At 52.1% G+C, this 12,237-nt stretch carries 8 protein-coding genes; 1 reads left to right on the top strand and 7 read right to left on the bottom strand.

Annotated elements, in window-relative coordinates; genetic code table 11:
* Nucleotides 1–88 precede the first annotated feature (88 nt).
* From glnG to glnA, 3 genes are all read right to left on the bottom strand, one after another.
* Entirely contained in the window at nt 89–1,498 is a 1,410-nt protein-coding gene (glnG, locus tag WC1_RS00710; protein WP_003028633.1) for a nitrogen regulation protein NR(I), read from the bottom strand.
* Between the two features lie 10 nt (nt 1,499–1,508).
* The gene (gene glnL, locus WC1_RS00705; RefSeq protein ID WP_016151254.1) at nt 1,509–2,558 is read right to left on the bottom strand and encodes a nitrogen regulation protein NR(II); all 1,050 of its coding nucleotides are present in this window, start codon (nt 2,556–2,558) and stop codon (nt 1,509–1,511) included.
* A gap of 281 nt (nt 2,559–2,839) precedes the next feature.
* A complete protein-coding gene (gene glnA, locus WC1_RS00700) occupies nt 2,840–4,249 on the bottom strand; it encodes a glutamate--ammonia ligase (RefSeq protein WP_003028638.1) in 1,410 nt (469 codons plus the stop codon).
* Nucleotides 4,250–4,629: 380 nt separating this feature from the next.
* Here glnA and typA point away from each other — a divergent pair, with 380 nt between their 5' ends.
* Nucleotides 4,630–6,453 carry a ribosome-dependent GTPase TypA gene (gene typA / locus WC1_RS00695; RefSeq protein WP_003028641.1) on the top strand — a complete coding sequence of 608 codons (1,824 nt, stop codon included), beginning with the start codon at nt 4,630–4,632 and terminating at the stop codon, nt 6,451–6,453.
* Between the two features lie 70 nt (nt 6,454–6,523).
* Here the strand turns inward: typA and ompL are convergent, their stop codons facing one another.
* From ompL to WC1_RS00675, 4 genes are all read right to left on the bottom strand, one after another.
* A complete protein-coding gene (ompL, locus tag WC1_RS00690) occupies nt 6,524–7,216 on the bottom strand; it encodes a porin OmpL (protein ID WP_003028643.1) in 693 nt (230 codons plus the stop codon).
* A gap of 66 nt (nt 7,217–7,282) precedes the next feature.
* The gene (locus tag WC1_RS00685) at nt 7,283–8,704 is read right to left on the bottom strand and encodes an MFS transporter (RefSeq protein WP_003028645.1); all 1,422 of its coding nucleotides are present in this window, start codon (nt 8,702–8,704) and stop codon (nt 7,283–7,285) included.
* Between the two features lie 46 nt (nt 8,705–8,750).
* Nucleotides 8,751–10,133 (bottom strand): MFS transporter, encoded by a 1,383-nt coding sequence (locus tag WC1_RS00680; protein ID WP_003028647.1) that lies wholly within the window; start codon nt 10,131–10,133, stop codon nt 8,751–8,753.
* 45 nt (nt 10,134–10,178) lie between these two features.
* Entirely contained in the window at nt 10,179–12,215 is a 2,037-nt protein-coding gene (locus WC1_RS00675) for an alpha-glucosidase (protein WP_016151255.1), read from the bottom strand.
* Nucleotides 12,216–12,237 lie beyond the last annotated feature (22 nt).

Raw genomic sequence — 12,237 nt, forward strand, 5'->3', positions numbered from 1 at the left:
CACGATCATACTTAACTCATCGGAACAGTAAAGCGCAAAATAGCAGCAATTTGCGCTCAATTATCAATCTTTACACAGTGACGAATCGTCACTCCATTCCGAGTTCTTTTAACTTACGCGTCAAGGTATTACGGCCCCAGCCAAGCAGGCGTGCGGCTTCCTGTTTGTGCCCCTGGGTATGACGTAGCGCGGTGGTCAACAGTGTGCGCTCCATTTCCGGTTGAGCCTCAGAAAGCAGGTTTTGATGACCGGAACGCAAGGCCCGGTCTGCCCACTGTGCCAACAGGGTTGCCCAGCTGTCTGGCTGCATATGGGACGGTGCGTCAGGCACGGTGGTTTCAAACAGCTCGGCTGGTAAGTCCTGAATCAGTACTTCCTGCCCGGCCGCCATGACGGTTAACCAGCGGCAGGTGTTCTCAAGCTGACGCACGTTACCCGGCCAGGCCAGACGGGTCAGCGCCGCCTCGGTCTCCGGGTGTAATTGTTTGGCTTCAACCCCCAGTTCGTGCGCGGCCTCCTGCAGGAAATGGCGCGCCAGACGTGGGATATCTTCCCGACGTTCACGCAGTGGCGGCAAATGCACGCGGATGACGTTCAGACGATGGAATAAGTCTTCGCGGAATTTGCCTTCCTGTACGCGTAGTTCCAGATTCTGGTGCGTGGCGGCGATAATACGTACGTCCACCTTCACGGGCGCATAGCCGCCAACGCGATAAAACTGTCCATCGGCTAATACGCGCAATAAACGCGTTTGCACGTCCAGCGGCATATCGCCAATTTCATCGAGGAACAGCGTACCGCCGTCAGCCTGTTCAAAGCGCCCCTGACGAATGGTATTCGCCCCGGTAAACGCGCCTTTCTCGTGACCAAACAGCTCAGATTCGATCAAATCTTTCGGAATAGCCGCCATGTTCAGGGCGATAAACGGCGCTTTGACGCGCGGGCTATGACGGTGCAACGCATGGGCGACCAACTCTTTACCGGTCCCGGACTCCCCGTTAATCAATACGCTGATTGACGATCGGGACAGGCGGCCAATAATGCGAAAGACGTCCTGCATTGCCGGCGCTTCGCCGATGATGTCAGTTGTTGGGCCGTTGATCTGAACATTGCGCGGCTGCTGCTGTTCCTGATAATGGCTGATGGCACGTTCGACCAGCGCCACGGCTTCATCAATATCAAAAGGTTTGGGCAGATAATCAAACGCCCCTTGCTGATAGGCGCTGACGGCAGCATCCAGATCGGAGTGCGCGGTCATTATGATGACCGGAAGCATCGGATGCCGCTGTTTAATCTGTTTTAACAGCGTCAGACCGTCCATGCCCGGCATGCGAATATCCGACAACAGTACGTCAGGCGTTTTGCTGGCCAGCGCGTCCAGCACCTCTTTACCACTTTCAAATGTGGTACAGCTTAGCCCTGCCCCTGCGAGCGCACGTTCAAGCACCCAACGGATGGAACTATCGTCATCAACGACCCAGACTATTCCTCGTTGCATAAACGTCACCTTATTTCCTGATAGGCAGGTAAACCGAGAACTCGGTATGACCCGGCCAACTGGTAAATTCAATTTTGCCGGAATGTTGATCAATTAAATTGCGGGCGATGGATAATCCAAGCCCGGTACCGCCTTCGCGACCGCTGACCATTGGGTAGAACAGCGTGTCCTGCAAATGCGAGGGAATACCCGGACCGTTGTCCTCAACATCAATCCGTGCCGCCAGGCGATAACGTACACCGTGCAGCGTGAGCTGAAACGCGGTGCGGGTACGCAGAATGATCTCACCGCCTTCCGCTCCCAGCGCCTGCAAAGCATTGCGCACGATGTTTAACAGAACCTGCTCGATCTGGTCCGGGTCGTGCAGTAATTCGGGCAGACTCGGGTCGTAATCACGAATCAGCGTGACGTTTTCCGGGAGCTCCATTGAGACCAGCGCCACCACGCGCTCCGCCACCTTGTGAATACTTTCCGTGACATGCATGCCAGGCTGTTGTGGTCCCAGCAGACGGTCGACCAGATTACGCAGGCGGTCGGCCTGCTCAATAATGACTTTGGTATATTCGGTCAGCGCCGGGTCCGGAAGCGCTTTGCTGAGTAGCTGCGCTGCGCCGCGTAATCCACCTAAAGGGTTCTTGATTTCGTGCGCCAGACCGCGCACCAGATCGCGGGCGGCAATCTGCTGGGCGTGCTGAAGCTGCTCCTGACTCAGACGGCGCTGGTTATCCATTGGCGCCATCTCCAGCAGGATAAGGCCATTAGGCAGCCTCTGAGCGGTCACTGAGAGGATATGTGAGTGGCTGTCTATCACCAGCGTCACTTCGTTATCCGTAAAGCCCTGGCCTGCTTCCAGGCTCTCTCGCATCAGTCCGATGTTTAAGGAGAAATAACTCAACAGATCGGGAAGCGGTGTACCAAACAGTTTGCGGGAGCTTTGGGCGAGCAGCTGCTGTGCCGCCGGGTTGGCGTAATGTACCGCCAGCTCATCGTCGACGAGCAAAATGCTGTTGATTAAAGAATTGAGGATCTGCCCAGCATCGGGCAGCGTGCCGGTTGCCATTCAGCAGTCTCCTGAAAAGTGTTGCACCAATTTAGTGCATTATAGCTTTTTACATCAAAAAAGCGCGAGAAAGCAGGTTGTTAGTGGAGAAAAAAGCCCATCCTGGGATGGGCTACAGATGACTGGCAAACGCAGATGCCGGATGGCGGCTTTGCTTTATCCAGCCTACAAGGTGATGTTACCGGTAGGCCTGATAAGCTTGCGCCATCAGGCGTCCTATCATTCGCCATCGATCTCAAGCCTGCCTGAGCAGGCTAAAAGTTCCACGGCAACTCAAACGATTAAACGCTGTAGTACAGCTCAAACTCTACCGGGTGCGGAGTCATACGCACACGGTCATCTTCTTCGCGACGCAGCGTAATGTACGCATCGATCGCTTCATTGGTGAACACGCCGCCTGCAGTCAGGAACTCACGGTCCAGATCCAGTTCTTTCAGTGCTTCTTCCAGAGAACCAGCAACCTGTGGGATCTCTTTCGCTTCTTCCGGCGGCAGGTCGTACAGGTTTTTGTCCATGGCTTCGCCCGGGTGGATCTTGTTCTTGATACCGTCAAGACCAGCCATCAGCAGTGCTGCGAAGCACAGGTACGGGTTAGCAGCCGGGTCCGGGAAACGCACTTCAATACGACGCGCTTTCGGAGAAGCAACAACCGGAATACGGATAGAAGCAGAACGGTTACGGGCAGAGTAAGCCAGCATTACCGGCGCTTCGTAGCCTGGGACCAGACGCTTATAGGAGTTGGTGGTCGGGTTAGCCAGGGCGTTGATCGCTTTAGCGTGCTTGATTACACCGCCGATGTAGAACAGCGCCTGCTCAGACAGACCCGCATATTTGTCGCCAGAGAACAGGTTTACGCCGTTCTTGGACAGGGACATGTGGCAGTGCATACCGGAACCGTTATCACCGAACATCGGTTTTGGCATAAAGGTCGCGGTTTTACCGAAACGGTGCGCAACGTTGTGCACGACGTATTTGTAGATCTGAATTTCGTCCGCTTTTTTGGTCATGGTGTTAAAGCGGGTCGCGATTTCGTTCTGGCCAGCGGTCGCCACTTCGTGGTGATGCGCTTCAACAACCAGGCCCATCTCTTCCATGATCAGACACATGGTAGAACGGATGTCCTGAGAAGAATCTACCGGAGGAACCGGGAAGTAACCGCCTTTCACACCAGGACGGTGACCTTTGTTACCACCTTCGTATTTGGTGGAGGAGTTCCATGCGCCTTCGATGTCATCGATTGCCACGTGGGAACCGGAAATAGACGCGCCGAAACGGATGTCGTCAAACAGGAAGAATTCTGGCTCTGGCCCGAACAGAACGGTGTCTGCGATGCCGGTAGAACGCAGATACTCTTCAGCGCGTTTTGCGATGGAGCGCGGGTCGCGGTCATAGCCCTGCAGTGTACCAGGTTCCAGGATATCGCAACGGATGATCAGGGTGGACTCTTCATAGAACGGGTCGATGAGTGCAGTAGACGCATCTGGCATCAGAACCATGTCTGATTCGTTAATGCCTTTCCAGCCACCGATTGAGGAGCCGTCAAACATTTTGCCTTCTTCAAAGAATTCGGCATTTACCTGATGAGCAGGAATAGTGACGTGCTGTTCTTTACCTTTGGTATCAGTGAAGCGCAAATCAACAAACTTCACTTCGTGTTCGTTCAGCATCGTCAAAACGTGTTCAGCGGACATACTTACTCTCCCGGATTGGTCATGGTCGTCGTGGTAACGAAGTCTTCAATTCTGCAAAAAATTGGCCGTGTCGCCGTAAAAAATATAAAGCGAAATCTGTGCCAACTTTTAAATTGCCCCTAAAAGGCGTTATCATGCGCACTATCGTGCAAAGGGGCTGCACCATGAAGGTTGTATTGCACCATTATAGTGCTTTAATGTGAACATTAAGCACCATATTGGTGCAAAGCATGTCAGATTACCCCTTTTAACGCTCCGTGAATGTGATCACAAAGAAACTCTGCAATACTTGTTTGCGGAGGATGTTTGTGATCCTGTTTTGTACTGCGATTAATCCGTGTACAATAACGCGCTATTTCTAAAATGCCTGAGGCAAAGTTGTGATCGAAAATTTGCGTAACATCGCCATCATCGCGCACGTAGACCATGGTAAAACGACCCTGGTAGACAAGCTGCTCCAACAATCCGGTACGTTCGATGCACGTGCTGAAACCCAAGAGCGCGTGATGGACTCCAACGATTTGGAGAAAGAGCGTGGGATTACCATCCTCGCTAAAAACACCGCTATCAAATGGAATGACTACCGCATCAACATCGTTGATACCCCGGGGCACGCCGACTTCGGTGGTGAAGTTGAACGTGTAATGTCCATGGTCGACTCCGTGCTGCTGGTGGTGGATGCAATGGATGGTCCGATGCCGCAGACGCGCTTCGTGACCAAAAAAGCCTTTGCCCATGGCCTGAAGCCAATTGTTGTTATCAACAAAGTTGACCGTCCTGGCGCGCGTCCTGACTGGGTTGTTGATCAGGTATTCGACCTGTTCGTTAACCTCGACGCTACCGACGAACAGCTGGACTTCCCGATCGTTTACGCTTCCGCGCTGAACGGTATCGCAGGTCTGGATCACGAAGATATGGCTGAAGACATGACTCCGCTGTATCAGACCATCGTTGATCGTGTACCGGCTCCGAACGTAGATCTTGATGGCCCGCTGCAGATGCAAATCTCTCAGCTGGACTACAACAACTACGTTGGCGTAATCGGCATCGGCCGCATTAAACGCGGTAAAGTTAAACCGAACCAGCAGATCACTATCATTGATAGCGAAGGCAAAACTCGTAACGGTAAAGTCGGTAAAGTTCTGACTCATCTGGGTCTGGAACGTATCGAGAGCGATATTGCCGAAGCCGGCGATATCATCGCGATCACCGGTCTGGGCGAACTGAACATCTCCGACACCATCTGCGATCCGCAGAACGTCGAAGCGCTGCCGGCTCTGTCCGTTGATGAACCGACCGTAACCATGTTCTTCTGCGTAAACACCTCTCCGTTCTGTGGTAAAGAAGGTAAATATGTTACCTCTCGTCAGATCCTTGACCGCCTGAACAAAGAGCTGGTGCACAACGTTGCGCTGCGCGTTGAAGAAACCGAAGATGCGGATGCGTTCCGCGTATCCGGTCGTGGTGAGCTGCACCTGTCTGTTCTGATTGAAAACATGCGTCGTGAAGGTTTCGAAATGGCGGTTTCCCGTCCGAAAGTTATCTTCCGCGAAATCGATGGCCGTAAACAAGAGCCGTTCGAAAACGTAACGCTGGACGTCGAAGAGCAGCATCAGGGTTCTGTCATGCAGGCTCTGGGTGAGCGTAAAGGCGACCTGAAAAACATGAATCCAGATGGCAAAGGCCGCGTACGTCTTGACTACGTGATCCCAAGCCGTGGTCTGATCGGCTTCCGTTCAGAATTCATGACCATGACTTCCGGTACCGGTCTGCTGTACTCCACCTTCAGCCACTACGACGACGTTCGTGCGGGTGATGTGGGTCAGCGTCAGAACGGCGTACTGATCTCCAACGGCCAGGGTAAAGCAGTTGCGTTCGCACTGTTCAGCCTGCAGGACCGCGGTAAGCTGTTCCTGGGTCACGGTGCTGAAGTTTACGAAGGCCAGATCATCGGTATTCACAGCCGCTCTAACGACCTGACTGTAAACTGCCTGACCGGTAAGAAATTGACCAACATGCGTGCGTCCGGTACTGACGAAGCAACGGTTCTGGTTCCGCCGGTTAAGATGACTCTGGAGCAGGCTCTGGAATTCATCGATGACGACGAACTGGTGGAAGTTACTCCAACCTCTATCCGTATTCGTAAGCGTCACCTGACTGAAAACGATCGTCGCCGTGCAATGCGTGGCGCGAAAGAAGAGTAATTAACGCTCTTTCTCAGGTAAGCATAAAAAAGCCGCTGATTATCAGCGGCTTTTTTTATCATCAGCAGTATCAGAAGAAATACTTTGCCCCAACACGAATCTGGTTTTGTTCGCGATGATAAGGTTCAACATTGCGATCTAACCAGCGTAATTCCAGGTAGGGCAACCAGTGTTCATTGATCCGATATTTAAAGGTATTGGTAATTTCCCAGTGATGATCTTTTCCGTTGCTGCTATTGAAGTCATTGACTCGCATAAAATAGTGCGGTTCAAAGGTATAGGAAAATTTATCGGTAATGGCAAAGTTCCAGTAGTTACCTATTTCATAGGTATCATTATTATCCAGGTCACCGTTCAGGTCGGTTGAACTGTAGTTATTATGATTATATCGATTACGCACGGTAAGATTAAACCATGGTGTAAATTTATAGTTAACATCCAGATAAACAGCACCGCCAGAACCAATACTCTTATCGTTTATTAGCCCGCCAGGTTGGATTGTTAATTTATCTGTCGGTTTAAATAACGGATACCAGCCCTCTATTTCGTTATAGCCGTGTTTTAGCTCATCTTTGCGTTGCATCGTGTAGGTGTTGGTGAGCATGATACCAGCGCCCATGTCAGAGTTATAACCGACGCGCATCATGACCTCTATTTGATCGGACGCCAGGTTATATGCTTCGCGGTTTTCTACATAGGCTCCAGCGAAAGCAGAGGTTGATACCACAGAGGATAAGAAAATTATTGTCGTTAATTTTTTCATGATAAATCCATTTTTTAAGCGTAGGGAGGCCGCCATCCATTTGGATGGAATAGGCGGCTATTATTTTTATACGTTTACAGCAGAGGTATTCTTTTTATTGGTAATAGGGTCCGGTTGGATGTTGTTTTTCTTCCGTTGGCTGATTTCCTCAATAATAAAAGCAAAACGTGTTTCGTTGAGTTTATAAAAGAAGCCCATTGTGAGTGCTGCAATAATTGCAAGTCCGCAAGGCCAGAGAAAAATGAGTTGACGCAAACCGAGCAGGGTAGCATCGCTCTGGGCTATGTTGGGGATATAACCGATTTGTGTCAGCATAATCCCAGGCAGGAAGCCTGCGAGCGCCGCGGAAATTTTGCGCGAAAAGGTATAACCCGTATATACCGAACCTTCCGCACGGATCCCCGTCTTCCATTCGCCATAATCGACCGTATCCGGAACCAGCGCCCAGTTCAGGCTGTTAACAAAAGCGGTTCCGAAGAAGGCCATGCAAGAAAACATCACGAATAAAAATGACGTGCTGCCCCAGAAAAAGTTCAGCACATCGCCGATTGCCCATAGCGCCAGACCGCCGAGGTAAACCTGTTTTTTACCGAAGCGTTTTACAGCTGTGGGAACCAGCAGTACCCCAACCAGAATGCATCCCATGCTGAAGAAACCCATCCACGACAGCAGATGTATATCGTTCAGCACGTACTGGGTGTAATACACCTGAATCGCCAGCTTAATGTTGAATGCCGCCAGCGTGCACAAGTTGGCAACACATAGCACCAATAGTGGAGGGTTACGGAAAATGGCGCAGAACGATTTGAGAATACTGGGTTTATGGTGATCCGGTACGATTTCGATATAGCGTTCCTTCACACCGCTAAAGCACCACCACATACTGAACAGTCCGCAGACAGAGAAGAGCAGTGCGGCAATCAGATAACCCAGCGAAGGCGAACTGACAAATAGCGCCTGAATTGGCATAAAGCCAACGGTACACAGTAACAGGCCTACGGTAGCGCCGCCCTGACGCCAGGCGGCGAGCTGAGCGCGTTCATGTGGATTTTTAGTAATTGCAGGCACCATCGCGCCGTAGGAACAGTTCATCAGGCTATAGAACAGGCCGAACAGCATGAACAACACCGTTGCCAGTCCCGTTTTCACTGTTAGCGTAAATCCTGTCGCTAAAAACTGCGCGCTGGCGACGACGGCGACAGGAAATGAAGCATATAAAATAAAGGGTCTGAATTTCCCCTTTGCGCCAATATTACGCCTTGAGTCCAGCAACACGCCGGTCAGAATATCGGTGAAGGCGGTGAAGAACTTCGCCACCAAAAAGATAATCCCACCGTACCAGGCCGGCATCCCTAGTTCATCGGTATAAAATTTAAGCAGATACAGCGTGCCGATACACAGCATCAAATTTGAGCCGAAGTCACCCACTCCGTAGGCGAATTTTTCACGCAGGCTCAGTTTTAGCGTTAGCGGATCATGAAAAGACATAATCGCTCCTCAATAGCGCCCCGTAGAGCGCTATTCATTATTATTATCAAACGGTTTGTTTACGCGCTTCTATCTCTTCAACGATGCGGACATACATCTTCTCGTTAAGGTTGTAGAAACAGCCCATAGCTACAATGGTGATCACCGCCAACGCGCAGGGATAAATAAAGATCAGCTGACGCAATCCTTCGACCGTACTGGCAGATTGCACCACGTTGGGGACATAGCCGATTTGCGTCAGCATCCAGCCGGGGAAGAATCCTGCCAGCGCTTGTGACACTTTACGAAAGAAGGTGAAGCCTGTGTATACCGTGCCTTCCGAACGAACGCCGGTACGCCATTCGCCATATTCTACCGTGTCAGAGACCAGTGCCCAGTTCAGGCTGTTGACGAATGCTGAGCCGAAGAACGCCAGGCACGAGAAAGCGACAAAGCTGACGGAACCGCCGCCAAAGAAGTAGTTAAGCAGATCGCCCGCGACCCAAATCAACAAACCGCCGATGTAGACCTTTTTCTTGCCGAAACGTCTGACCATTCCCGGCATCAAGAAGACACCGATGAAGATACAGCCCATGCTGAAAAAGCCCATCCAGGAAAGGAGGATCGGGTCGTTCAGTACGTACTGGGTGTAATAGACTTGAATCGCCAGCTTGACGTTAAACGCGCCAAGTGTGCAAAGGTTGGCAACGCACAGAATAAACAGCGGGCGGTTACCTGCGATCGCGCGGAAGGATTGCAGCAATCCCGGTTTTTGCGCGGCATCAACGGGTTTCACTTCCACATAGCGTTCTTTTACCCCGGCATAGCACAGCCACATAAACAGCAAGCCGAACAGAGAGAATAAGGTGGCGGCGAAGATATAGCCCAACTGTGAGTTGCCTTCGATCAGGTTCATTACTGGCACAAAACCGACGGTGCACAGCAGCAGGCCAAGAGTGGCTCCGCCCTGTCGCCAGGCTGCCAGCGAGGCGCGTTCGTCCGGGTTTTTGGTGATCGCGGGGACCATCGCACCGTAAGAGCAGTTCATCATACTGAAGAACAGTCCGTACAGCATAAACAGTACCGTTGCCATCACCGTTTTACCGGTGACTTCAAATGGTGTACCGACAAAGTTCGCAATCGCCAGCAGCGTCACTGGAAATGCGGCATACAGAACGAACGGGCGGAATTTGCCTTTCGGGCCGATTTTGCGGCGCGAGTCGAGCATAATCCCAGTCCCCATATCGGTAAACGCGGTAAAAAACTTGGCGATAAGGAAAATGATACCGCCATAAGTTCCAGGTAAACCAAGAACATCGGTATAAAACTTGAGTAAATAGAGCGTACCTATGTCCAGCAGGATATTGGAACCTAAATCACCCATCCCATAGGCGAGTTTTTCTTTGAACGGCAAGCGTAGGGTTGCCGGATTAGAAGAGGTCTGACTCATTATTATTCTCCATGTGCCCGTGAGTCTCCTCACGGGCGAGCCGTATTAGATTTTGCGTAAAGTGGCAAACAGTGGCGCCCATTCACTCTTCGCGCGATAAAACACCGGAGGCTTGCCAATAGGCGCATCCACGGTAATTTCACCGCCCTGGTAAGTTTCCCCGGTCCAGACATTTATCCAGCTATCTTCCGGCAGATACAGGGTCCAGTCGGATTTGCCTTGCTCGTGAACTGGCGCGACCAAAAGATCTTGTCCCAGCAGATACTGATATTTCAGGGTATAGGTACGCGCATCGTCTTCGTAATGCAGGAACAGCGGACGCATCACCGGCAGACCGGTAGCGCTGTTTTGCGCGACGGCCTGTTTGAGATACGGTTTCAGGGTGGTAAACACGGTGGTCATTCGTGCAAAGTGGGCGATGGTTTCAGCATCACCATCAAACTGCCAGTTATCGCCTGGGCGGTTACCCTCGTGGGTACGCATCATCGGCGTGAAGGCGCTGAAGTCACACCAGCGCAGCAGCAGTTCTTTGCTGCGTTTCATGTCAAACAGGGTGGTGTAGCCGCCGATATCGCTGTGGTGCAGACCGTGACCGGTCATCGCCAGCGACAGCGCCGCAGGAACGACGGAAGCCAGACCGTCGTCAAGGCTCCAGTCCACGTTCTGATCGCCCGCCCACATCATGGTGGAGTATTTCTGGCTGCCGGTGTAACCCGCACGCATAAAGAACAGGATCTCGCCGAGTTTGCCGGTCTCCTGTAGCGCTTCGTAGTTACATTTCGCCCACAGTGCGGGCCAGGCGTTGTGCATGATCTCGGCGCTGACGCCGTTGTGCAGATACGTATCTGTCGGCAGGTATTCGCCAAAATCTGCCATCCAGCCGCCGCAGCCCAGTTCGATCATGTTTTTCTTGATGACCTCTTTGAACCAGTCGTAGGCTTCCGGGTTGGTCAGATCGACCACGCCGCCGTAAAACTCGCCAAACTCTACGAGGTAATCGCCGCCGGATGCATCTTTCGCCAGATAACCGTGTTTGGCCGCTTCGGCACAGAGATCTTTATCGCTGGCAACATACGGGTTGATGTAGGAGAGGAACTGCACGCCTTCTTCTTTCCATTGCTTAATACGGCTATCCAACTGCGGATAATTGTCGCTGTTCCACTTCCAGTTCCACATCACGCGCTTGCCAAAGGAGGTCATGCGGATCCCGGACCAGTCCTGCGCCCAGATGCCGTTTACTTTCACGCCTGCGTTACGCATGGTGTCCAGTTTGCTCTGGCAAACCTCAGTACCGCCCTGAATACCGAGCGTGACGCCATCGTAGATCCAGTCCGGCAGCTCCGGCTGGCGTCCTAACAGCGCAGTCAGTTTTTCCAGCAGAGAGATGTAGGTATCAGCGCACTCAAAGCGCAGGGTGGTTTTGTCCTCCCACAGCGCCAGTTCGTGATACTCCGGCGCGCTGAAGTCGAAATTCATATAGCAACTGTTATCAACGTGGCAGTAGTACTTCTGCGTGCTGACGAAGGTCGGCTGTGGGAAGAAGGTCCAGTAGTAGTCGCCACCGGCGTTCTCTTTACAGTCGGCTTGCCAGGTGACATAGCTGTTTTTGTTTCGGCCCACGCCCTGTTCACTGGTCCACAGCGGGAACGGCTTACCGCGTAAGTCGAAATAAGAGAACTGTTCGCCGCAGCCGTAAATATGATCGTCCGCCCTGGCGGCCAGACGCAGCCAGATGCGGTTATGGTTGAGATCGCCGTTGTGCAGATCCAGCTTCAGGCGACCCTGTTCATCGGTGGAAATATGCAGCGTGGCGTTGATGGTATCACCGCGGCTGAAATGCACCCGCCAGCCGTCTGGGGACTCGCTTACCGTGGCGCCAGTCAGAGCAATCTTCTCATTGAGCCTGTCTTTAATGCTGAAGTTGCCGCGAAACATGTCAATGTCGGCAACGCCAGCGCCGACCCACAGGCAGGGCGTTTCTGTGCTGTGGCGTAAAATCAGGCGCTGGTGGTACGTTAAAGCAAATCCATCAGGTAATGATGTGAGTTCTATGGCGGTTGACCGTTGTTGTAGCGAATTCATTGTCGTCTCCGTAAAAATAGGG

It is taken from the genome of Citrobacter sp. KTE30 (genome assembly GCF_000398825.1).
Classification (GTDB): Bacteria; Pseudomonadota; Gammaproteobacteria; order Enterobacterales; family Enterobacteriaceae; genus Citrobacter; species Citrobacter freundii.

Bases quoted from the DNA above. Each gene is read 5' to 3' on its own strand.
- glnG (WP_003028633.1), bottom strand. From the start codon at position 1,498: ATGCAACGAGGAATAGTCTGGGTCGTTGATGACGATAGTTCCATCCGT.
- glnL (WP_016151254.1), bottom strand. From the start codon at position 2,558: ATGGCAACCGGCACGCTGCCCGATGCTGGGCAGATCCTCAATTCTTTA.
- glnA (WP_003028638.1), bottom strand. From the start codon at position 4,249: ATGTCCGCTGAACACGTTTTGACGATGCTGAACGAACACGAAGTGAAG.
- ompL (WP_003028643.1), bottom strand. From the start codon at position 7,216: ATGAAAAAATTAACGACAATAATTTTCTTATCCTCTGTGGTATCAACC.
- WC1_RS00685 (WP_003028645.1), bottom strand. From the start codon at position 8,704: ATGTCTTTTCATGATCCGCTAACGCTAAAACTGAGCCTGCGTGAAAAA.
- WC1_RS00680 (WP_003028647.1), bottom strand. From the start codon at position 10,133: ATGAGTCAGACCTCTTCTAATCCGGCAACCCTACGCTTGCCGTTCAAA.
- WC1_RS00675 (WP_016151255.1), bottom strand. From the start codon at position 12,215: ATGAATTCGCTACAACAACGGTCAACCGCCATAGAACTCACATCATTA.